General features: G+C 39.1%; 20 protein-coding genes. 16 read left to right on the top strand and 4 right to left on the bottom strand.

What is annotated here, in order from left to right; all coding sequences use genetic code 11:
- Nucleotides 1-4: 4 nt before the first annotated feature.
- Entirely contained in the window at nt 5-661 is a 657-nt protein-coding gene (locus IGJ46_RS11345) for a glucose-6-phosphate 1-dehydrogenase family protein (protein ID WP_104866573.1), read from the top strand.
- Nucleotides 662-712: 51 nt separating this feature from the next.
- Here the strand turns inward: IGJ46_RS11345 and IGJ46_RS11340 are convergent, their stop codons facing one another.
- A complete protein-coding gene (locus IGJ46_RS11340) occupies nt 713-1,780 on the bottom strand; it encodes a choloylglycine hydrolase family protein (protein ID WP_218391276.1) in 1,068 nt (355 codons plus the stop codon).
- 176 nt (nt 1,781-1,956) lie between these two features.
- Between IGJ46_RS11340 and IGJ46_RS11335 the strand changes: the two genes are divergently transcribed.
- Nucleotides 1,957-3,618, top strand: coding sequence for a SulP family inorganic anion transporter (locus tag IGJ46_RS11335; RefSeq protein WP_162781220.1), 1,662 nt, complete (start codon nt 1,957-1,959; stop codon nt 3,616-3,618).
- 164 nt (nt 3,619-3,782) lie between these two features.
- Here IGJ46_RS11335 and IGJ46_RS11330 read toward each other — a convergent pair whose 3' ends face one another.
- A complete protein-coding gene (locus IGJ46_RS11330) occupies nt 3,783-4,475 on the bottom strand; it encodes a hypothetical protein (RefSeq protein ID WP_002370054.1) in 693 nt (230 codons plus the stop codon).
- A 192-nt stretch (nt 4,476-4,667) separates the two neighbouring features.
- On the opposite strand from IGJ46_RS11330, the gene sylA reads away from it, so the two are divergent.
- The 6 genes from sylA (at nt 4,668) to allE (ending at nt 11,319) form a co-directional block, all read left to right on the top strand.
- Nucleotides 4,668-5,120, top strand: a complete 453-nt coding sequence (gene sylA, locus IGJ46_RS11325; RefSeq protein WP_002371694.1) for a transcriptional regulator SylA — start codon at nt 4,668-4,670, stop codon at nt 5,118-5,120.
- Between the two features lie 18 nt (nt 5,121-5,138).
- Nucleotides 5,139-5,651, top strand: coding sequence for a GNAT family N-acetyltransferase (locus tag IGJ46_RS11320; RefSeq protein WP_002391365.1), 513 nt, complete (start codon nt 5,139-5,141; stop codon nt 5,649-5,651).
- A 594-nt stretch (nt 5,652-6,245) separates the two neighbouring features.
- Complete coding sequence (gene allW, locus IGJ46_RS11315; RefSeq protein WP_104842011.1) at nt 6,246-7,742, top strand: allantoin permease; 1,497 nt, start codon at nt 6,246-6,248, stop codon at nt 7,740-7,742.
- Nucleotides 7,743-9,107 carry an allantoinase AllB gene (gene allB / locus IGJ46_RS11310; protein WP_218391274.1) on the top strand — a complete coding sequence of 455 codons (1,365 nt, stop codon included), beginning with the start codon at nt 7,743-7,745 and terminating at the stop codon, nt 9,105-9,107.
- A gap of 181 nt (nt 9,108-9,288) precedes the next feature.
- The gene (allC, locus tag IGJ46_RS11305; RefSeq protein WP_002383320.1) at nt 9,289-10,512 is read left to right on the top strand and encodes an allantoate deiminase; all 1,224 of its coding nucleotides are present in this window, start codon (nt 9,289-9,291) and stop codon (nt 10,510-10,512) included.
- Nucleotides 10,513-10,533: 21 nt separating this feature from the next.
- The gene (gene allE, locus IGJ46_RS11300) at nt 10,534-11,319 is read left to right on the top strand and encodes a (S)-ureidoglycine aminohydrolase (protein WP_002384779.1); all 786 of its coding nucleotides are present in this window, start codon (nt 10,534-10,536) and stop codon (nt 11,317-11,319) included.
- A gap of 117 nt (nt 11,320-11,436) precedes the next feature.
- Here allE and IGJ46_RS11295 read toward each other — a convergent pair whose 3' ends face one another.
- Nucleotides 11,437-13,062 (bottom strand): PucR family transcriptional regulator, encoded by a 1,626-nt coding sequence (locus IGJ46_RS11295; RefSeq protein ID WP_218391273.1) that lies wholly within the window; start codon nt 13,060-13,062, stop codon nt 11,437-11,439.
- A 171-nt stretch (nt 13,063-13,233) separates the two neighbouring features.
- Between IGJ46_RS11295 and IGJ46_RS11290 the strand changes: the two genes are divergently transcribed.
- Both IGJ46_RS11290 and IGJ46_RS11285 read left to right on the top strand, forming a co-directional pair.
- A complete protein-coding gene (locus IGJ46_RS11290) occupies nt 13,234-14,442 on the top strand; it encodes a pyridoxal-phosphate-dependent aminotransferase family protein (RefSeq protein ID WP_002355061.1) in 1,209 nt (402 codons plus the stop codon).
- 97 nt (nt 14,443-14,539) lie between these two features.
- Nucleotides 14,540-15,799 (top strand): MFS transporter, encoded by a 1,260-nt coding sequence (locus tag IGJ46_RS11285; protein WP_002368361.1) that lies wholly within the window; start codon nt 14,540-14,542, stop codon nt 15,797-15,799.
- Nucleotides 15,800-15,844: 45 nt separating this feature from the next.
- Here the strand turns inward: IGJ46_RS11285 and IGJ46_RS11280 are convergent, their stop codons facing one another.
- A complete protein-coding gene (locus tag IGJ46_RS11280) occupies nt 15,845-16,105 on the bottom strand; it encodes a metal-sensitive transcriptional regulator (RefSeq protein WP_002355063.1) in 261 nt (86 codons plus the stop codon).
- Between the two features lie 168 nt (nt 16,106-16,273).
- Here IGJ46_RS11280 and IGJ46_RS11275 point away from each other — a divergent pair, with 168 nt between their 5' ends.
- The 6 genes from IGJ46_RS11275 (at nt 16,274) to IGJ46_RS11250 (ending at nt 21,740) form a co-directional block, all read left to right on the top strand.
- Nucleotides 16,274-16,588 carry a rhodanese-like domain-containing protein gene (locus IGJ46_RS11275; protein ID WP_002370047.1) on the top strand — a complete coding sequence of 105 codons (315 nt, stop codon included), beginning with the start codon at nt 16,274-16,276 and terminating at the stop codon, nt 16,586-16,588.
- A complete protein-coding gene (locus IGJ46_RS11270) occupies nt 16,589-18,238 on the top strand; it encodes an FAD-dependent oxidoreductase (RefSeq protein ID WP_113803397.1) in 1,650 nt (549 codons plus the stop codon).
- Nucleotides 18,231-18,530, top strand: a complete 300-nt coding sequence (locus tag IGJ46_RS11265; RefSeq protein ID WP_002355066.1) for a rhodanese-like domain-containing protein — start codon at nt 18,231-18,233, stop codon at nt 18,528-18,530. The genes IGJ46_RS11270 and IGJ46_RS11265 overlap by 8 nt, the downstream gene beginning before the upstream one ends.
- A gap of 171 nt (nt 18,531-18,701) precedes the next feature.
- Nucleotides 18,702-19,868 (top strand): efflux RND transporter periplasmic adaptor subunit, encoded by a 1,167-nt coding sequence (locus tag IGJ46_RS11260; protein ID WP_002359132.1) that lies wholly within the window; start codon nt 18,702-18,704, stop codon nt 19,866-19,868.
- Entirely contained in the window at nt 19,861-20,535 is a 675-nt protein-coding gene (locus tag IGJ46_RS11255) for an ABC transporter ATP-binding protein (RefSeq protein ID WP_002365285.1), read from the top strand. Before IGJ46_RS11260 ends, IGJ46_RS11255 begins: the two co-directional genes overlap by 8 nt.
- Nucleotides 20,532-21,740 (top strand): ABC transporter permease, encoded by a 1,209-nt coding sequence (locus tag IGJ46_RS11250; protein ID WP_002361089.1) that lies wholly within the window; start codon nt 20,532-20,534, stop codon nt 21,738-21,740. The genes IGJ46_RS11255 and IGJ46_RS11250 overlap by 4 nt, the downstream gene beginning before the upstream one ends.
- The last annotated feature ends 249 nt before the right edge of the window (nt 21,741-21,989 follow it).

Raw genomic sequence — 21,989 nt, 5'->3', positions numbered from 1 at the left:
TCACATGAATTTGTCTCATCAAGACTTCAATCTATTCAACCGAGAAATCTTCACATTTAAACAACTCAAAGAGCAACAAACATCAGCAGAAATCGATGCCTTAAAGCAAACCTACAAGCAACATTGGGAAAAGTGGAAAGCCTTAAACCTCGCAATCGCTCAAGGTTTACCAGCTGAACTCGGCATCACTAAGCCGAAAATCGAAAGCTGGACCAACGGCTGGAATTTACGCAGTCATTTCTGGGCTGCGTATCGCAGTGAGCAACGCCAAGCGGAAAATGCTTGTCTGGCGTTGTTATTAAATAAAAAGCAATTTCAAGTATATTTGATGTTTCAACATTACAAAAGTGAGGAGCGGACAGGCTCAGTCGTCGCTTACAATCAATTGCTTAATCGTTTAGAAGCTTGGAGTCAAACCATCGACTGCGAAGGCTATTATATTTGGCCGCAGGAAGAGCATGAACTAGTGGACCATTTGCCTTTAAAAGATTATTTAGCAGATGAAAAACAACGGAAAATTCTAGAAGAGCGGATAGGCAATCGCTCATTTCAGATTGGTAAGTTGTGGTTCGCGACGGGAAAGCTTGAAACGATTGAAGAAAAAAGTTGTCAGGCGCTTCAAGAATTAGCGCCGTTGTATAACGCATTATCTGAAAAATGAACGAAACAACGTCTCTGACCAATTACCTGGTCAGAGACGTTGTTTGTGTTTTTATTGATTTAAATCTGTTAGTAGTAGCTCGTTAGAAACAGCAAAAGTAGTAACTTCTGTTACAGCTGGATCCAAAGTGTATTTTGTAAATGAGGTAGTACTTTCTGGTTGGACATACATGGTTAGATTAGTCACATCATATCCTGACCAATAATGTGTGAAATCAGACAGAGAATTACTTTGACCTAAATGGCCAATCCCCCGAGGAATCATCACTGTTTGGAAGGCGCGATAGAGTTGCATAATCCCTTCAGAGCTATCAAATTCTTGGAGATTGTCAGAATAGTATAACGCACGAATGAAGCGTGACGGCGAAGTGAAGTCTCCTGGGATTCCTAATAGTCCGTAAGAAGTCCCACCTTCAATTGGGTCAAGTGTTGCGCCTGATTTTAAAGTGTAAGGTTCCTTAATAGCATAGTTGCGCATCCCGATATAGTTTCGTGCATTGGTTAAATGATAATTGTATTCTGGGCTGTTTGTGACTACGCCAAGCGAATCATAAATGACGAACGCTCCGTTATCTGTTGGTTGCAAAACGATACTATTATTATTTTTATCATTAATGGTCCAGTGTAAGGTAAAATGAACTTCCCCCAATGAATCAAGTTGGAATTTTTGATCTAACAGGCCGATTTTTTCAAAAGCTACTTTTACTTCGTCAACGCTTTCAAAATTACTCAAAATATAAGCGAGTACTTCTTCTGCAATATGAGGTGTTAAACCACGATCTGCTAAACTTTCAGCAGGTGCTGTTGAAGATTCCATTAAATATTGAATATCACCAGATAAGCCGGCTTCGTTGATACCATCTGTGATAGCAAGGCTGACGGTTTTACCATCGTTCGCTGGTTGATCTGTGCCTGACATTGCTAGTCCCATAAAGGCATATTTTGCCGTCCAAGGAGTTAGTTGGCTGTTTAGAACTGTACCTTTTGGAAATTGAGCAATTAGAGTAGGGATTTTTGGTGCAATTGGATCTTCGTTGCCAAAAAAGTCAAACGTAAAATCCATCGTACGTCCATAAAAAATATCATTTGTTTTGGAAATAATCTTGATGCCTGTACACATAATAGTTTCCCCCAATTAATGTAAGTTTGTGAAGCCTGTTTACTAGTTAAGCATATCATACTCTAGGAAACAGCGGTGGCTAAATTCCTAAAATATTAGACAATTTTGTCTAAATGAGGTGAAAAAAATTTTTTAGCGATTTCCTTCACAAAACACCTTATTATCTTTCCGAAAATATGATATCTTTAGAATGGAAATTTCATGAAAAGAGGATGCGAATGTTTAAAAAGTACACACAAATGATAAGGGATGAATTTAAAGGGTATAATCAAAAAAAATTGAAAAAAGATTTCTTGGCAGGTTTGACTGTCGCAGCCGTCGCGTTGCCGTTAGCGTTAGCGTTTGGGGTCTCTAGCGGCGCCACTGCAGCAGCTGGCATGATCACGGCGATTATCGCTGGAATTGTGATTGGGAGCCTTTCAGGTGGGTTTTATCAAATTTCAGGACCAACAGGTGCGATGGCAGCTATTTTAATGTCAATTGCGGCAGTGCATGGCATGCAAGGGATTTTGTTGGCCACCTTTTTGGCGGGAATTTTCTTGCTTTTAGCAGGGATTTTGCGTTTAGGGAGCTTGACTTCTTTTATTCCGTCACCGGTCATTACCGGGTTTACTTCAGGAATTGCTATTATTATTGCGTTGGGGCAGCTTGATAATTTCTTTGGGGTTCGTTCAGAAGGCCACAATTTAATTGAGAAAATCAGCAGTTATCGTTCATTGGGCTTTGATTTAAGTATACCAACGACGGTTATGTCGATTTTAGTGGTGCTTGGATTAGTGTTCTTTCCGAAAAAGTGGAATGCGATGATACCAGCTTCATTGGTGATGATTATTTTAGCTACTTTAGCAACAGTGGTTTTTCAACTGCCAGTGGCCACTGTAGGGAAAATTCCGACAAGTATTTTTAGTGATACACGTTTGGAACTTGGTTCGCTTCAATTAAGTGCGTTTCAGGATATTTTGGTGCCTTCGATTAGCATTGCTATGTTAGGTATGATTGAAAGTTTGCTTTGTGGCGCTTCGGCTGGTCGCATGACAGGGAAACCATTAGACAGTAATCAGGAACTAGTGGCACAAGGAATTGGCAACTTAATTTTGCCATTTTTCGGTGGCGTGCCTGCGACGGCAGCGATTGCCCGCACGAGCGTAGTGATTAAATCTGGTGCGCAAACACGTTTAGCGGGTATTTTTCATGCAGTCTTTTTATTGTTATCGATGTTGCTTTTATCGCCAGTCATGTCTAAAATTCCCATGCCTGCGTTAGCTGGTGTTTTAGTGGTGACAGCGTGGCGAATGAATGAATGGTCGGTGATTAAAGAATTCTTCCAGAAACGTTTCCACACAGCCTTATGTTTATTCTTCTTAACGATGGTAGCGACCGTTATTTTTGACTTGAGTTTAGCGATTGTTTTAGGGGTCTTAGCGGGTTGCCTGTTTTTCATTGCGAAAAGTGCCGTGATTACGATTAATGTCGAGGAAGTTGATTGGTCAAGAATGGGGCTAGTACCGACCGATTGTACGGAAAATTGGGTGGTGGTTTATTTGAGTGGCCCGTTATTTTTCATGTCTTCTGAACGATTGAAACAAACGTTACTGCAATTGGAAACAAAAAGTGGTGTAGTATTTTCAATGCGAGGAGTTCCTAGCATTGATAGTACGGCGTTAGATATTTTAGAAGAATTTTGTCTTGCAGCAGAAGGTCGTGGACAACAAGTTCAATTTGCCGCTCTGCAACCAGAAGTTGAAAAAATGATTCGAACCATTCAAGGAAATCAAGAGAAAGAATACCATTTCTCAGTCGCAGAATTTTTACAAACGGTGCATATTGCAGAACAATAATTCATTTTCAAATAAAATGTTCTATTTTCTATCGCGGGCTTAATGGGTGAAGAAATAAGAAAAATAAGTGGGGACTAAAACGAGTTTCTAGAGGAGTTCCTAAAAAAATAATAAAGAGAAAACTTCTAAGTATGAAGTTTTCTCTTTATTATTTTTTTTGTTATTTATTGAATTACTTCTAGCATAACGTCTTTTTGATCATCCGTAACATTGCCTGCGTAGTTAGGAGTGATTAAAGATATCGAACCATTTTTATTGTTGAATAAGTATAAAGTGCCCGATCTATTTTGTTCATCGTTTGAAGAAATATTAGTTCCTAAAATTAATTCTGTATTTACTTTAACGGTGCGAATACTGTTATCGGCCGCTGAAAATATTCTAATCTCTTTTGTAGGAATTGTATTTATCGATAGCTCATATTTATTAATGGCTTCTTTCACTTGACCATTTTCAGCCCCAAACAATTTAGTTCGGAAGGTAGCAGTTGGTGTTGAATTTAAGTTCTCTAACGTAATTGAAGTTGGCACATTCATTCCTTTAAAATTAAATACGAGTGGATTGTTTAAACTACTAAGATCGACAGCATAAGGTGTTGCTTCTAAAGAATTTGCTTCTTCGACATTTGTGGATACTTCATTTTTAGACTTTGCCGAAGCTTGAGTGGTACTGGCACTTTCTGAAGTTTCTTTTAGTTTATTATTAGAGCTTGTTTCTGTGCTAGAACTGTAATGATTAGCACTGCTTTTCATTGATGTTGTATGATTGGTAGAATTTTCTTGTTTTTTAGGTTCATTCGCTTTTTGAGAACTACAACCTGTTAAAAAAATAACTAAAATAACACAAAATAATTTTTTCATACTATTCCTCCTATAGACGCTATAACTAATTTTATCTTACTTGTTAATATAACAAAAGAAATAATTATTTTATTTTCACGAATGCTCAAATTGTTTAAATCTGTAGTTTTTATACTTATTTTTGTTGCATTTGCAACAAAAATAAGTTAAAGTAATGACAATCATAAAATATTAGCGAAAGGAAGTGTCCTAGTGATAGATATTTTAAGAGAAATTGGCATGATTGCGCGCGCCTTAGATTCAATCAGTAATATCGAATTTAAGGAATTATCTTTAACACGAGGACAATATCTTTATTTGGTCAGGATCTGTGAAAATCCTGGGATTATCCAAGAAAAGATCGCCGAACTGATTAAAGTTGATCGAACCACAGCGGCGCGGGCGATTAAGCGTTTGGAAGAACAAGGCTTCATTTATCGTCAAGAAGATGCAAGCAACAAAAAAATTAAGCGGATTTATGCCACAGAAAAAGGGAAAAACGTTTATCCAATCATTGTGCGCGAAAATCAACACTCGAATCAAGTTGCTTTGCAAGGCTTGTCAGAAGTGGAAATTTCACAATTGGCAGAGTACTTAGTCCGGATGCGTAAAAATGTCAGCGAAGATTGGGAATTTGTCAAAAAAGGGAACACTCGAAATTATTAAGGAAAGGACGACTGATTGATGGGAGAAATAAAAAAATTAACAATAGAAGATGCACCAGCGTTACAAGAAATCAGCATTGAAACTTATACAGATACTTTCGGACCATATAATACCCCAGAAAATATGCAAGCCTATTTAGTAGAAGCCTACAATTTAGAAAAATTACAAAAGGAATTGGCTAATCCCCACTCTGACTTTTATTTTATCTTTGTCGATAATCAATTAGCTGGCTACATGAAATTAAATCGTGAGAAGGCACAAACGGAACCGATGGGGCCAGAAAAGCTCGAGGTTGAGCGATTGTATATTTTGCCTGCGTTTAAAGGAAAGAAGCTGGGAACACAATTGTTAGAACTGGCGGAAGAAAAAGCTCGTGAATTTGGTAAAAACGCACTGTGGCTAGGTGTCTGGGAACACAATGATGCGGCGCGGGCATTTTATAAAACGATTGGCTACCGTTATTATAGTCAACATTCGTTTTTTATGGGAGACGATGAACAGACGGATTTTATTTTGTTAAAGGAATTGTAGCAAGAAAATTTATAAACAAAGATTTCTGATAAAATCAGAAATCTTTGTTTATTTTTTTGACTAAAATTAAGCAATTTTTTATTTTCAAAATGTTATTTTTTAAAACGTAAAAATTGAAAAAGAAGATTTTGAATCTGTGAAAAGTTGTCGATCTTGTGAGAAAACTCTTTTGTCAGTGTCTTTTTTCAGGATGGGTCTCTTCCTGAAAATCCACTTCAGTTTATCTGATTTGTGTGTGTTTGATTAAAAAATGTTGTGTTGGATTTCATTTAACTGTATAATTTATTTATGTCATTTTTAATAATAAGCGTATTTCAGCATTTGAAAAGAGAAGTTGTACATAATATGTGAATAAAAAGATTTGTTTCTTACTTTCTAGAGTGAGAGGACGATATAAAAAAGGTTGCTATTTTTTCGTTCAAAGTGAACAAAGAATCGTTTGTTATTTAGTTGGGGTAACTAATGATTGTTGTTATAAAAAGCGCTTACAATTTGTGTGATGAGAGTAGTACGCATGTTTGTGCAAAAGTGACAAAAAAGAGAAGGCAGGGTGTTTTAATAGAAAAAAATTTTTAATAAAAAGGAGAGTTTGTCGTGGAGAAAAATGTGTCTCAAGTAACAGCTCAAGAAGAAACAGCGATGAAAGCACGTGGCTACAATGAGGATTTGTTGCCAAGTAGCCCGAAACAACGGACAATGGGCGCGCGCAATTTTTTTACATTATGGATGGGTTCGATTCATAATATCCCGAATTATGCAGCAGTGGGCGGCTTTATTTTCTTAGGTTTATCGCCGCTGCAAGTTATGTTGGCAGTTGTGTTAAGCTCATTCATTGTAGCAACTTTCATGAATTTGAATGGCGTGGCTGGCTCTAAATATGGCATTCCTTTTGCGATGCACTTACAGTCTACTTACGGTAGTCTCGGGGCAAAACTGCCAGGGTTCTTAAGAGGTTGTGTGGCCGCGATTGCTTGGTTTGGTCTGCAAACATTTACAGGATCGCTGGCTTTATTAATTATTCTCGGGAAATTTTGGCCGAACTTTTTAGAAATTGGTGGATCATTCCAGTTTTTTGGTCTCAGGCTACCTGAATTAATGGCGTTTACTCTTTTCTGGCTCTTAAATGTGGCAATAGGTTTCGGTGGTAGCAAAATTTTGAACCGGTTTACCGCCATTTTAAGTCCGTTGATTTATGTCGTTATTATTGGATTAACGATTTGGGCCATTCGAGCTGGGGGCGGTTTAACACCAATTTTGTCCTATCAAGTTTCTGGTGCGATTCGTTCAGTCAATCCACTTGTGGCGTATCTGATTATTTTTAACTCGGTTGTGGCCGTTTGGTCAGCGCCTGGTGCGAGTGTGGCGGATTTTACTAAGAATGCGCGCTCGACACGTGCTCAGATTGTGGGGCAAACAGCAGGTTTAGTTGTTGGTTATGGGATTTTCGCTTTTTCCAGTGTGGTGATTCTGTTAGGTGGTTCGCTGTATTTTGGAATTCAAGAATGGAATATTTTAAACATTATTGATCGTTTAGATAATGTGGCAGTGGTGGTCTTAGCCATGTCGGTTTTCTTATTAACGACTATTTCAACGAATGCAACGGGGAACATCATTCCGGCAGGTTATCAATTGGCGGCGCTGTTTCCTAAAAAAATGACGTATAAAAAAGGCGTCATGATTGCCAGTGTTATCAGCTTTCTTATTATGCCTTGGAAACTGATGGAAAACGCCGATAGTATTTTTATTTTTCTGAACGCAATTGGGGCTGTTTTAGGACCAGTCGCTGGTGTGATGATTGCGAATTATTATTTTGTTCAAAAGCAACAAATTGATTTAAATGCTTTATACGTAGACAAATACAAAAAAGAGGAAGCCAATCCTTTTTACGGATTAAACAAGCCGGCGTATGTCGCTACTATTCTGGCGTTGGTTCTTTCCTTAAGTGGTCAATTTATTCCACAGGTTAAAATCATTGCTGATATTTCGTGGTTTGTGGGCTTTGCCACAGGTTTTGTGCTGTACTTAGTGTTAAAAAAATGGACTTGGGATTCAAAAAAAGTGAAAGAAACAGCTTATCAGGAGGGAAAATAAATGCAAGCAGAGTTAGTGATTAAAAACGGGTTAGTTATTTTAGAAACTGGAGAAGTCATTACGGATGTCGCCGTTCAAGGAGGAAAAATCGTAGCGATTGGGCAAGACTTGTCAGGAGAACGTGTGATTGATGCGACGGGTTTAGTCGTTAGTCCTGGGATGGTGGATGCCCATGTTCATATTACCGATCCTGGTGGTGGTTACCGCGATGAATGGGAAGGGTATGTCACAGGAACGGCCGCTTGTGCCAAAGGGGGCGTGACGACCTTTATGGAAATGCCTTTAAATCAGATTCCAGCAACTGTGGATAAGACCTCTCTTGAGATCAAATACAAGGCAGGAGAAAATAAACTAAAAGTAGATGTAGGGTCATTTGGGGGCGTGGTCCCGACCAACTTGGCTGGCGGGATTCAGGAACTTGATGAAGGAGGCGTTTCCGGCTATAAATGCTTTTTAGGAACGTGCGGCGATCGTTCAATTGAAGGAGATTTTCAAAATGTCGACGATTATTCACTATATGAAGGAATGAAACAAGTCGCCAAAACTGGCAAAGTGCTAGCAATCCATGCAGAAAATGCGCCAATTACGGATAAATTAGGCGCGGTAGCTTATCAAAATGGCGAAACGACTTTAGCAGCATATGTAGCTACACGTCCTGTGTTTACCGAAGTTGAAGCGATTCAAAAAGCTATTTTATTTGCCAAAGAAACAGGTTGTCGGATTCATATTTGTCATGTGGCTTGTCAAGAAGGTGTGGAAGAAGTTTTAAAAGCCCAAGCAGAAGGGATAGATGTGACTTGTGAAACATGTACGCATTATTTATATTTTACCACGGATGAACTTGATGCCATTGGTCCAGTTGTCAAATGTTCGCCGCCGATTCGTGACGCGGACCAACAAGCCGCCTTATGGAACCACGTGCAAACAGGCGGAATCGCGTTTGTAACCTCTGACCATTCTCCTTGTACGCCAGACTTAAAAGATACAACCAATGCTTTTGAAGCTTGGGGCGGCATTTCTGGTGTTCAAAATAACGTCGATGTGTTATTCGATGAAGCCGTCCAAAAACGTGGTTTATCCTTGAAACAATTCGCGGATATGATTGCAGCAAACCCAGCTGACCGTTATCACTTAGCACAAAAGGGCCGCATCAGCATTGGTAAGGATGCCGATTTTGTACTAATTAAACCTAATGCGCCGTATATCTTAAAAGCAGAAGATTTAGAATACCGAAATAAAATTAGTCCTTACATTGGTCGTGAAATTTGGGCCCAAGTGATTCAAACAATTTTAAGAGGCGAAACAATTTACGCACAAGAAACTGGGGTAACCGAGGCGTTTAACGGCGTATTTATCAAAAATTAAACACCTATTTTAGAAATGAAAAAGGACAGAAGCGTGATTGAATTAGCGCCTCTGTCCACGAGTTAGAGGATGTTCGTTGGTTATTTTGCACAAAAAAAGGCTTGATTTTGTTTGATAAGTACAATGAAGATGACTAGGGAAACGTTTACAATCAGAGTGTAATCAGTCAGGAGGTTTTGTGATGGACTTGGAAAAAGTTTTAAAACAAAGAATCGAAGAGTTGTCAGCAATTGGGAGTGATCCTGCTGGAGGGATGACACGCTTACTTTATACAGATTCGTGGTTGGCAGCACAAAAGTATGTGCAAAGCCAAACTGAGGCGTTTGGACTGGAAACGCAATTTGACGAAGTCGGGAATCTGTTTTGTCGAGTGGCAGGAACGGAATTTCCTCAGGAAACGATTTTAACTGGGTCACATATCGACACAGTAGTTAATGGTGGGACATTAGATGGTCAATATGGTGTCATTGCTTCCATGACGGCTGTTCAATATTTATTAGATAAATATGGGAAACCACGGCGTTCTTTAGAAGTGCTTTCCATGGCTGAAGAAGAAGGGAGTCGTTTTCCAACGGTTTTCTGGGGAAGCAAAAATGTCGTTGGTGAAGCCAAACGTGAAGAAGTAGTCGATATCTCTGACAACGAAGGCAAAAAGTTTGTTGATGAGATGCATCGCCAAGGCTTTGATTTTCGGCAGGAGCAAACTAGACGTGAGGACATTGAAGCATTTGTCGAAATTCATATTGAACAAGGCAATATTTTAGAGAACGAAAAGCTCCAAGTCGGTGTTGTTCATAGTATTGTAGGGCAACGTCGCTACACGGTTAACTTAAAAGGGCAAGCCAATCATGCAGGCACTACGCCAATGAGTTACCGTCATGATGCGGTGTACGGCTTTGCTAAAATTTGTGCAGAAGCCATTGATCGTGCGAACGAAATTGGGGATCCGTTAGTTTTAACATTCGGTAAAGTCATTCCGAAACCCAATACAGTCAACGTGGTGCCTGGAGAAGTGGAATTTACAATTGACTGCCGTCATACCGACGCTGCTTTTTTACGACATTTTACCGGTGAATTAGAAGAACGGATGAAAACAATTGCTCAAGAATTAGGCTTGACGATTGCGATTGACCGCTGGATGGATGAAGCCCCTGTACCGATGAATCAAGCAATTGTAGAAGTTATTGAACAAAAAGCCAAAGAAGGCAAGTATCAGTATCGTATGATGCATAGTGGTGCTGGGCATGATTCGCAAATTATTGCGCCCCATTACCCGACAGCGATGATATTTGTGCCAAGTATTGGTGGGATTAGTCATAATCCAGCAGAAGCAACGGCATTTCCAGATTTGGTTGAAGGCGTCAAGCTTTTAGCAGATACCTTATATGAATTAGCGTATAAATAAGATAGAAAAGGAAGAATTGTGATGGGTTATAAAAATAATCGAGTTGGTTACCAAAAAGAATTGTTAACATCAAGAGCTGTGATAAAAAAAGACAATTACGCCATTATTCCCCATGATGGTTTGGTGCAAAATGCAGTACCTGGTTTTGAAAATGTCGATATTTCCATTTTGGGATCGCCTAAATTAGGTGCGACATTTGTGGATTACATTGCTACGTTTCATAAAAATGGTCAACAAACAACTGGTTTTGGTGGCGACGGGATCCAAACGTTGGTTTATGTCATTGACGGTCGTTTGCGCGTTTCAGATGGTCAAGAAACTCATGAACTTGAAGCCGGGGGCTACGCCTACTTTACGCCTGAAATGAAAATGTATTTAGCGAACGCACAGGAAGCGGACACAGAAGTTTTCTTATATAAAAAACGCTATCAGCCGTTGGCAGGCCATCAACCTTATAAAGTGGTTGGGTCAATTCATGACCAACAACCCGAAGAATATGAAGGAATGACAGACGTTTTACTTTGGAGTTTATTGCCGAAAGAGTTTGACTTTGATATGAATATGCATATCTTATCTTTTGAACCAGGTGCTAGTCATGCCTACATTGAAACGCATGTCCAAGAGCATGGCGCGTATTTAATTAGTGGCCAAGGGATGTACAATTTGGACAACGAATGGTATCCAGTGGAAAAAGGGGACTATATTTTCATGAGTGCCTATGTGCCACAAGCAGCCTATGCGGTTGGTCGTGAAGAACCGCTAATGTACGTTTATTCCAAAGATGCCAATCGTGAACCAGAATTATAAAGAAAAGCCGAATGTAAAGTAATGACCTCGGAACAATAGGATTTGAACACGCAGTGGTGAACGGTAGAGTCCTTCTTCTTGGTAGACGTTACTTTTATTCGGCTATTTTCCTGTTAATTATTTTTCTGAAAGTTCCAACGCTACCCGTAAGAGTAAACTCGTCTCAGGCTCTTGAATAGAGGTATCTAATAATTTTTCACATTGATTCATGCGATATTTAATGGTGTTTCTGTGTAGGTAAAGAGCGTTGGCCGTTTTAGTAATTTCGCAATTGAAATCTAAAAAAACTTTCAAGGTTTTTCGTAATTCTTGTAACGTCGGTTCCGTCGGATAGGCCAACTCTTTCAATTGTTGCTGGCAAAAGTATTCAACATCTTCAGTGCCAATCTTTTCAAAAAGTCCAGCTAGGCCTTTGGGATGGAACAATTGCACAGTTGCTGGTTTTTGAGCGTGTAAAGAAGCCTCTAATGTCGAAGAAGCTTCAATATAAGAATTAGGCAAATCTTCTAGGTTTTCATAAGCATTGCCTAAAGCAAAGCGAATGGTAATAGGCAAAGCCTGTTGCAAACGTTCAGCGAGGTTTTGCAAAATCATCAAATGGTCATTTTTTTTAGATTGAAAAATCAAGATACTTTTATTTTGATTTTTTAATTTAAACAAGGCGACATCTGGCAGGATTTCCGGCAATTGTTCTTTGAGCCATTGGAAAATTAGTTGCCCTTCCGCTTGCTGATAACGAATATGGGTTTCATTTTCTGGTTTAGTCACGCCGTAGACAATCGCTAATTGATAATAATCACTGTTGATTAAACGATAATTTTTCCAAAGTTCCAACCAATTTTGATGTTTACTCAGCGTTTCTTGATGTGTATCAAGCAAGCGGTCCAAAAAGTCTGTTTTGAGATGTTCAAAAGATTCAGCAATTTTCTGGTTTTTAAATAACATAAAAGTCAAAACTAAAATGGCCTGATCAATGGCAAATTCAGAAATAGGATAAGGAATCTGTTCAGGAGATAAGACCAATAAATAATAGGGAAAATAATCGTTCACACGAATTGGAAAGCCAGCTACTTGAATGTTTTCTTGTCGCTCATCCTGTAAACGAAAGATTTTCTTTTCTTGTGCCAATTGTTGAAAGTGGTCTTTTGATAATTGTTCGATGAAAAACTCCGCCGATTTTTGATTGCCATAAAAATAATTCGAGTGGGCAATCACCTGTTGCCAAGGACTTAATAAAATAATTGGCGCATTTAAAATTTTCGCAAATTCAGCGATGAAGCGCGTAGCATCAACATCTTGCATTAATAATGTTGAAAAACGCTTTTGTATGTCAAATGCTACAGACATCTGTTCGGTTTTGCTATCACGAAGATAGCCTACAATTTCATGCAACAACCCGCCTAGTGGCTGTGTGCTAGGAATTTTAATCAGGGGCAAATCAACGGCACTGGCATAGGCAACAATTTCTGGTGAAATTTCGTCAAGGAACCGCCCAACTTTGATTCCTAAAGCCGTACACTCTGCTTGTTTTAGCGAGTCAATAAAAGGTTTCAATTTTTCTTGATCATCTTTATAAATCATTGCCGTTGTTAAAATCATGACATTTTTAGGGATAAAATCAGCCACATCAGGTGTTTCCGTGATTTCTACACTTTCCAAGGGCTGTGTTAAGTTTGAGTGAGACGATAATAATTGTAAGTCAGAAAATCTTGGTAAAGCCAAGACCTCAGCTAATATTTTCATCACAACAACCTCCTTTTTTTATAGTATAGCGAAGAATAAAAAGGAGTACAAAAGATAGTTATTGAATATGTCTAAAAAACAAAGTCAAAATAGTGCAAATTGAACAATGAATTTCTGAGTTTTTCCAAAGATAATAAAAGAGAAGAATTAAAAATGAAGTGAGGGATTACTATGTATCAACAACCAAATTTTGTACGGCGAACAATCATGACGCCGGGACCAGTCGAAGCCCATCCATCGGTACTTCGTCAAATGGGTCAACCAATTTTAGGGCAATTTGATCCAGAATTTCTACAGATCATGGACGAAGTTCGGGAAATGATTAAAGTACCTTTTGCCACAAAGAATCAACAAGCCTTTGCCATTGATGGCACGTCACGTTCAGGCTTAGAAGCGGGGTTATTTGCATTGATTGAGCCAGGCGACAAAGTGCTTGTGCCTGCGTATGGCCGGTTTGCTTATTTATTAGGTGAAATTTGCGAACGCGCCCGGGCCGAAGTCATTTATTTAGAAAAGGACTGGCTCGCACCGTTTGAACAAACAACGGTGATTGAAGCGATTAAAGAACATCAACCAAAAATTGTTGCGATGGTCCACGGCGAAACGGCGAATGCACAAATGCAACCGCTGGATCAAATTGGCGCCTTTTGTCGGGAAAATGAAATTTTCTTCGTAGTAGATATGGTGGCGACTTACGGCGGTGTCGAAACAAAGGTCGATGATTGGAAGATTGATATTGCGGTAGCAGGCACTCAAAAATGTGTCAGCGTACCTTCAGGCCTTTCTTTGATTACCTACAACCAACGTGTAGCCGATTATCTGGCGGGCCGTTACCAAAAAGAGTTAGGGCTTGGCGCGGATGCGCGGAATGAACGGTTCATTCAAAGTAACTACTTGGATTTATCGCAATTAGAAAAATATTGGGGACCAGAGCGCTTAAATCACCATACAGAAGCGACTACAATGATTTATGGGCTACATGAAGGGCTGCGCTTGTTACTTCAAGAAGGCATGGAAAATGTCTACGCACGCCATCGGAAAAACGATCGTATTTTAGTTGAAAGTCTGCAAAAAATGGGCTTAGAAATTTTCGGGAAGTTAGACACAAAAACACCAACAGTCATTCCTGTGGTCATTCCAGAAGGAATTGATGGTGAAAAAGTGCGGAGCTTATTACTGGATCATTTTAAAGTTGAAATTGCCTCTTCCTTCGGTGATTTAAAAGGAAAAATTTGGCGGGTCGGTAATATGGGTTACAGCAGTCGCGAAGACAATGTGTTGCATTTCTTAAGTGCCTTTGAGACTGTATTGAAACACCAAGGTTATCAATTTGAAGGCGGTAGCGGTAGTACTCATGCATTGGCTGAGTATTTAAACTAAAAAAGAAGGTAAGGCAAAGGTCACTACGTAAAAAAGCGTAGTGCTTTTGTTCCTTGTGAAACGTTAACCAAAAAAATGATTGGTGGAGGAAAAGAAAATGACAGACAAGACAAAAAGTTCGTTGGCTTATTGGAAAAAAATCGTTATTTTACTATGTATGGGCTGGGTAACAATCTGGATTTATCGTTCCGCGCTTTCTCCCGTTTATCCACAAATTCGCGCGTCTCTAAATGGTAACGCTTCCGATACGGCCCTAGGGTCCATTTCTAGCTTTTATTTTCTCGGTTACGTAGTCATGCAGATTCCTGCAGGCTTCTTGGTAGACAAAATTGGGAAAAAACGTGTATTAATTCCAGGATTTATCTTGTTTGCGCTGGCAGCATTACTGATTGCCCAAGCCCAAACGATTGGAACAATTTACTTAGGTAGCTTATTGGCAGGCTTAGGATGTGGTTCTTTCTATGGCTCGGCTTACTCGTTGACGTCGCAAAACATTCCTCAAGCCAAAAAAAGTTTTGCAACAGCTATTGTCAACAGTGGTTCAGCAGTTGGTTCAGGTTTAGGGATGATTTTATCTAGTTATTTAGTTGCCCAAAAAGGATTACCTTGGCAAGTGATGATGTACATTTCCGCCTTTATGATTATTTGTATGTTAGTGGCTTTTCAAGTGATTATTCGCAATCATAAAGAAGACATGGCCTTGATTCAGCCAACCGTTGTTGATGAAAAAGATAACGGAGCGGTAAAAGAAAAAGTGCCCTTTAAAAAACTGTTTGCGCCACATATGCTATTTGCGTACATTTTATATTTTGGCACTTGTTATGCATATTATATGATTGTGACTTGGTTACCTAATTTTTTAAGTACCGAACGTGGTTTCCAAGGAGCAGCAATAGGGTTGTCCTCTTCACTGGTCGCATTTGCCTCTATTCCAGGAGCGTTATTTTTTAGTCGGTTGGCGGATAAGTACATGCATAAAAAAGTTCAATTCATCGTTGTTTTAGAATTTTTAGCAACAGCCATGCTCTTGTTAACTGTACAAGTAAGTAATGCGACGTTGTTATTAATTGCTTTAATTATGTATGGGTTCTTAGGAAAATTAGCTGTAGAACCGATTATTATTTCTTGGCTAGGTGAAAATGCACCAAAAATTGGAATTGGCACTACTTTGGGCGTGTTTAACTTTTTCGGCATGATGTCATCTGTGATTGCCCCAGCTTTAACTGGGAAAATTTCAGACACAACGGGTTCGAAAGTCATGGGCTTTTATATCGCCGTCGTGATTTTACTAATTGGCACGATTCTTTTTATGCTTGTCAATTTAAAAAAACGCGGGGCAGATTCGTCTAATAAATAAAAAAACAACGCAAACTTATCTTTCGCTGAATAAGTTTGCGTTGTTTTACTTTTTGACAATCATATTAATCGCTTGTGCTAATCGCTCTTCTTGTTCTTTAGGATCTTTTTCAGGATTTTCAAAGCAATGCTTTAAATTTTCCGCAACAATCATCCCCATTACGCGATCAATACTAGAACGGACCGCACTCAACTGAGTGATAACATCGATACACTCTTTTTCTTCATCAATCATTTTTTGAATCCCGCGAATTTGACCTTCTGTGCGGCGTAAACGATTCAGCACTTTCTTTTTTTCTTCAGTCATTTTGCCCCTCCTTAAGAGTAGTGATTGGTTTAAAATATACCTACACGAGGTATTTTTGTCAACTATCTTTTCTTTGAATCTAAAAATGGCAGAAATCTCTTCAGTTGACAAGTCTAACTTTTTCATGTTAAATATACCCCGTAAGGTATATAAGAGAAGGAGAAAAAGATGTTATTTCAATTGTTTAAAAAAACGCCAAGTATTTCAACAAAGGAATTGCAGTCACGTTTATCTAAAGAGATAACGTTATTAGATGTCCGGACACCTAGCGAATACCGCGCAGGGCATATTCCACAAGCGATTAATGTCCCACTTAACAAAATTCCCGCCTACAACAAATCCGCTAACGAAGTCTATGTGATTTGCCAGTCCGGCATGCGCAGCAAAAATGCGGCCAAAATTTTAGCGAGAAAAAACTATCACGTGATTAACGTTCGTGGCGGGATGTCCCAATGGTTTGGTCAAATTAAAGGAGGAAAATAAATGAAAATTGTAATTATCGGAGGCGTGGCTGGTGGCATGTCAGCAGCGACACGTTTACGTCGCTTAATGGAAGATGCTGAAATTGTTGTCATGGAAAAAGGCCCTTTTGTTTCATTTGCAAACTGTGGTTTGCCTTACTACGTTTCTGGCGAAATCGCAGAAAGAGAGCAACTGCTTGTTCAAACACCCGAAGCGTTAAAGGCACGGTTTAATTTAGATGTTCGTCCTCACCATGAAGTCGTAGCGATTGATCCAATAGAAAAAGTGATCACAGTGAAACATGAAACAGAAATTTTAACAGAACACTATGACAAATTAATTTTATCACCAGGGGCGAAACCTTTTGTGCCACCAATTACAGGATTGGCAGAAGCCAAAAATGTTTTTTCATTAAGAAATGTTCCTGATTTAGATCAAATTATGACAGCCTTGACACCAGAAACAAAACGAGCCGTCGTGATTGGCGCAGGCTTCATTGGCTTGGAAATGGCAGAAAACTTACAAAAACGCGGATTAGAAGTCACTCTCGTGGAAAAAGCGCCTCATGTTTTACCGCCCTTAGACGAAGAAATGGCCGCTTTTGTCAAAGCTGAATTAAGTAAAAACAATGTTCAAGTAATTACGGGACAATCTGCGGTTGCTTTTGAAGAAGAAGGGCAAGTGATTCGCTTAGAAGACGGTCAAACATTAGCTTCTGATTTAACCATTTTGTCGGTGGGTGTCCAACCAGAAAATACCTTAGCAGTTGAAGCAGGTGTAGCAACTGGTTTACGTGGCGGTATTGTTGTTGATGAACACTATCAAACGAATCAACCCGATATTTATGCGGTTGGGGATGCTATTGTAGTGAAACAACAAATCACTCAAGAAGATGCGCTGATTTCTTTAGCTTCTCCCGCCAATCGCCAAGGACGTCAAGTAGCGGATGTGATTGCTGGGTTAGAGAGAAAAAATCAAGGAAGCATTGGGACCGCCATTGTGCGAGTCTTTGATTTAACCGCTGCTTCAACTGGTTTAAGCGAACGGGCTGCTAAAGCTGCTGGACTAACAACAGCTGTTGTGCATATCAGTGGAAAAGACCATGCGGGGTATTATCCTGGCGCAACAGATCTTCAGTTAAAATTAGTTTTCCATCCTACGACAGGGGAAATTTATGGCGCACAAGGAATTGGGGCAAAGGGCGTAGATAAGCGGATTGATATTCTTGCGACCGCTATTAAAGGACAGTTAACTATTTTTGATTTGCCTGAATTAGAGTTTACCTATGCTCCGCCGTTTGGTTCAGCGAAAGATCCTGTGAACATGTTAGGCTATGCAGCGATGAACCTTGCAGAAGGATTGAGTGAAAACGTTCAATGGTATGAGTTATCCAACGAATTAGCTAATGGGGCTGTTTTATTAGATGTCCGTAATCCCGCTGAACAAGCCAATGGTCAATTTAAAAATGCTGTCTCTATTCCTTTAAATGAGTTAAGAGAACGTTTGGAGGAATTAGACAAGTCAACGGAGTACATTGTTAGTTGTCACAGCGGTTTGCGTAGTTATATTGCAGAACGGATGCTAAAACAAGCAGGCATCTCAGCCAAAAATTTAGATGGTGCTTTTGCGCTATATCGAATGGTAAAACCGGAGGAACTAGAAAATGTATAACACGATTGGCATGCCTGAATTTTATCAGGAAGCAAAACGAAAAAAATTACCGATTATTGATGTACGAGAAGAAATGGAATACCAACTGGGGCATGTCCCTCAGGCCATCAACTTACCTTTAAGTACTTTAACCGAAAATTATCAGCAATTAGATAAAAACCAACCCTATTATCTGATTTGTCAAATGGGATCGCGCTCCGCACAAGCGTGTGCGTTTCTCAGTCAACAAGGGTATCAAGTAACCAATGTTCTAGGTGGTACATCTGGCTGGTTGGGTCAATTAGAACAATAAAATAACAAAAAACGTTTATCCTTTTACACAGGATAAACGTTTTTTTGTTAGATAAAGATGTGTCAAAACTGTAAGAGGAATGATAGGAAGATGAAGGGACCAGTTTTTTTATTCATTATATACTAAATAAAATGACAAACTCGTCAACAGAAATCAAGGAGGAACAAATAAATGAAAAAGTCAGGCCAGAAGAAGCGAAATAAAAAAGTGTGGTTCGGTATTGGTGCCGCAGTGGTCGTCGTCGGATTTATCGGAGCAAAAACAGTTTTTTCTTCAAAAGAAGTTGAACCTGAATACACAACGTATACCATTACAGAAATGGCCTCATTAAAATTAGATGGTCAAGTGAGTTTTCTAGATACTCGGGATATTTTCTTTGATCCTTCTCTAGGAAAAATTGCCGAAATAAATGTTGAAAATGGTAAAGAAGTCAAGAAAGATAGTCCATTGTTAACGTACAATAACTCAGACATCCAAGCCACAGAAACAGAACAAGCGAATGCCGTTAATCGGAACAATCTTCAAGTTCAACAAGCACAAGAGAACGTTAACTTAGCCACTCAAAAATACAATGAAGCGTTAAACAAAGTTGCTGCAGCCAAGCAAAAATTAAACACCGCAAAAGAGGCTGAAGAGAAAGAAACACTAAATGCGGAAATTCAGCAATTGAATGAAGCCGTTAGTGCTGCGAATAGTGAAGTCGCCCAAGCTAACCAAGCCCTTCAATTAGCCAACAGTGATGCCGTCGGAGCAGCAAACACGCTTGAACAAACACGTGGCAAAGTCAACACAGTTGTTACAGCACCAATTGATGGCCAAGTCACTGTTGATGCTAGTGCCATGAGTAGTACCGACAAACCAGTCATTAAAATTGCAACACAAAAGAAAAATATTCAAGGAAAAGTAACCGAATATGATTACGATAAATTACAGACAGGGGAAGAAGTAACAGTGACGACCGTTGGTTCAGGCAAATCAGCACCAGGCAAAATTGTTTCCATTGCGCAAACCCCAATAGCTAAAAATGAAGGCAATCCAGTAGTGAGTTATCAATTTACAGTAGAAGGTGATTTTCCTTGGGCAGAAGGCTTGTCTACTAGCATCGCTGTGCCGCAAAAGCAAATGATTATACCGACAGCAGCAATCCAAAAAGAAGGCCAAAAAGAATTTGTCTATGTTTACAAAGCGGGCAAAGCGAAAAAAACACCGATTGAAACAGAAACAAATTTAGGTCGTAAAGTTGTCAAAAGTGGCTTGAATTGGAAAGACCAAGTGATTGCCAATCCCAATAAAGAATTAAAAGATAATCAAGATGTTCAGGTAGCTGCCAATGATTAAGCTAGCCCATATTCATAAATATTATTATTCCGAAGAAGAAACACTGCATGTGTTAGATGATATTAACCTCCAAGTAGACGCTGGAGAATTTTTAGCGATTATGGGTCCTTCTGGTTCTGGGAAATCGACTTTGATTAATTTGCTAGGCTTTATTGATAAAAAGTTTGAAGGAACGTATTTATTTGAAGACCGTGAAATTGGCGACTTTTCTGATAAGGAACTATCCCGAATTAGAAATGAAGCAGTCGGCTTTGTCTTTCAGAATTTTAGTTTAATTGAAACACTAACAGTTGAAGAAAACATTGAATTACCTCTTTTATATAGTGGGTTAACCCCAAAAGAAGCCAAAGATCGTGTCCACGAAGTTCTGACAAAAGTCGGCTTGCCAGATAAAGGCAAGAAGCATCCAAAACAACTTTCGGGCGGACAACAACAACGTGTGGCCATTGCGCGTGCGATTGTCAATCGGCCAAGTTTTATTATTGCAGATGAACCAACTGGGGCTTTAGATAGTAAAACATCGGAAGAAATTTTAACGCTCTTTCAGCAATTAAACAATGAAGGTGTCACCATTATTTTAGTGACACATGATGAAGAAACAATTGAATACTGCAATCGTTTGATTAAAGTTCGTGATGGAAAGATTTTAGAGGAGGTGCTGACATGAAACGTTCAATTATTTGGAAAACCGCCTTCCGTTCCATTTTGAAAAATAAGCGACGCAGCTTGTTAACGATGCTAGGGATTGTCATCGGGATCGCTTCGGTGATTACCATCGTGGCTATCGGTAACGGATTTAAAGAAGACATGGTCGATAAATTATCTGCTGAAAAACAAAAAGAAAATGTGAAAAAGATTTCTTTTTCGGCCTACAACACTTCGGATATGTTTAGTGACCAAGCGATGTTTACCGACAATGATTTAGGGGTCGTGCGCATGGTTCCTGGCGTAGAAAAAATTGATTTTGATCAAAGAGAAGTTGATGGCGCCCAAAAAGGCACACTGAATTTTCAAGCAGGACCGAAAAATCTTTCCGTAACCTATGAACTTGCCAACAAAACCACCAAAGAATTGTTGGCGGGACGCCAACTGAATGATGGAGACAATGCAAAAATGGATAAAACAGTGGTGGTGGATGAACTGGTTGCCAAAGAACTCTACCAAGACCCGACTGCAGCAGTTAATCGAACTTTTCCATATAAAGAGCAACTTTTTACCATTGTTGGCGTGACAACCAATACCAGCGGTGCCATTGGTCCAGGTAATGATGACTCATTACTTTATTTTCCAAAAAAGACCTATGAACATTATTTCGGCAAGCTAAAAGATACATCTACGTTGAAGCTAACAGTGGCACCTGGCTACCAACCAGATCAAGTATTGAAAGAAACAATAAAAACTCTCTCTCAACAAGGAACCATGAAAAACAGCGGGACGTATCAAGAATATAATGTTAAAGATACCATCAAAGAAATGGGCTCTTTATTAAATAATTTAACCTTGTTTATTTCCGCAATTGCGGCTATTTCACTGGTAATTGCTGGGGTCGGCGTTATGAATATGATGTACATTTCGGTCTCAGAACGGATTAAGGAAATTGGTATCCGACGTGCATTGGGCGGGACAGCCAGTGATATTAAAAAGCAATTCTTAACAGAAGGGATTGCCTTGACCTTAATCGGCGGAATTACTGGTTATCTTTTAGGAATGATTATTGCCTACTTAGCCTCAATGGCACTACCGTTTTCTGTTCGACCAGATTTAATGACCGTTTCATTAGCCATTGGGATTTCTGTCTTTATCGGGGTTGTATTTAGCTATTTCCCTGCCTCGGCAGCTTCAAAAAAAGACTTAATCGATATTATGAAATAAATATAAATAGCAAAGAAACAGCCATTTTTGGCTGTTTTTTTTAGTGAAAGTAGAAAAAAATCCAAAGATTTCAAGAGAAAGTAGCTAACAAACGTCAAAAGGTTGATATTAGCTACCAACCTTTTGACGTTTGTCAGCTAAATAAAAAAGAAAAAAATTAAAAAAATAGCACGTTGAGGATTAAATAACAAACATTTTTTAAATAAGACTATTGGAAATCCTTTATAAATCGGGGATTACAGGAATGAC

Origin of the sequence: Enterococcus sp. AZ120 (genome assembly GCF_050546165.1) — a bacterium.
GTDB classification, from domain to species: Bacteria; Bacillota; Bacilli; order Lactobacillales; family Enterococcaceae; genus Enterococcus; species Enterococcus faecalis.
Note: the sequence above shows the minus strand (reverse complement) of the source record. Positions and strands in the feature narration are given on the sequence as shown.

Excerpts from the sequence above, each read along its gene's own strand:
- IGJ46_RS11265 (WP_002355066.1), top strand. The coding sequence starts at position 18,231 with ATGTATAACACGATTGGCATGCCTGAATTTTATCAGGAAGCAAAACGA.
- IGJ46_RS11290 (WP_002355061.1), top strand. The coding sequence starts at position 13,234 with ATGTATCAACAACCAAATTTTGTACGGCGAACAATCATGACGCCGGGA.
- allC (WP_002383320.1), top strand. The coding sequence starts at position 9,289 with ATGGACTTGGAAAAAGTTTTAAAACAAAGAATCGAAGAGTTGTCAGCA.
- allE (WP_002384779.1), top strand. The coding sequence starts at position 10,534 with ATGGGTTATAAAAATAATCGAGTTGGTTACCAAAAAGAATTGTTAACA.
- IGJ46_RS11260 (WP_002359132.1), top strand. The coding sequence starts at position 18,702 with ATGAAAAAGTCAGGCCAGAAGAAGCGAAATAAAAAAGTGTGGTTCGGT.
- IGJ46_RS11295 (WP_218391273.1), bottom strand. The coding sequence starts at position 13,062 with ATGAAAATATTAGCTGAGGTCTTGGCTTTACCAAGATTTTCTGACTTA.
- IGJ46_RS11335 (WP_162781220.1), top strand. The coding sequence starts at position 1,957 with ATGATATCTTTAGAATGGAAATTTCATGAAAAGAGGATGCGAATGTTT.
- IGJ46_RS11250 (WP_002361089.1), top strand. The coding sequence starts at position 20,532 with ATGAAACGTTCAATTATTTGGAAAACCGCCTTCCGTTCCATTTTGAAA.
- IGJ46_RS11340 (WP_218391276.1), bottom strand. The coding sequence starts at position 1,780 with ATGTGTACAGGCATCAAGATTATTTCCAAAACAAATGATATTTTTTAT.
- IGJ46_RS11275 (WP_002370047.1), top strand. The coding sequence starts at position 16,274 with ATGTTATTTCAATTGTTTAAAAAAACGCCAAGTATTTCAACAAAGGAA.
- IGJ46_RS11255 (WP_002365285.1), top strand. The coding sequence starts at position 19,861 with ATGATTAAGCTAGCCCATATTCATAAATATTATTATTCCGAAGAAGAA.
- IGJ46_RS11270 (WP_113803397.1), top strand. The coding sequence starts at position 16,589 with ATGAAAATTGTAATTATCGGAGGCGTGGCTGGTGGCATGTCAGCAGCG.
- IGJ46_RS11280 (WP_002355063.1), bottom strand. The coding sequence starts at position 16,105 with ATGACTGAAGAAAAAAAGAAAGTGCTGAATCGTTTACGCCGCACAGAA.
- IGJ46_RS11345 (WP_104866573.1), top strand. The coding sequence starts at position 5 with ATGAATTTGTCTCATCAAGACTTCAATCTATTCAACCGAGAAATCTTC.
- IGJ46_RS11330 (WP_002370054.1), bottom strand. The coding sequence starts at position 4,475 with ATGAAAAAATTATTTTGTGTTATTTTAGTTATTTTTTTAACAGGTTGT.
- IGJ46_RS11285 (WP_002368361.1), top strand. The coding sequence starts at position 14,540 with ATGACAGACAAGACAAAAAGTTCGTTGGCTTATTGGAAAAAAATCGTT.
- allB (WP_218391274.1), top strand. The coding sequence starts at position 7,743 with ATGCAAGCAGAGTTAGTGATTAAAAACGGGTTAGTTATTTTAGAAACT.
- IGJ46_RS11320 (WP_002391365.1), top strand. The coding sequence starts at position 5,139 with ATGGGAGAAATAAAAAAATTAACAATAGAAGATGCACCAGCGTTACAA.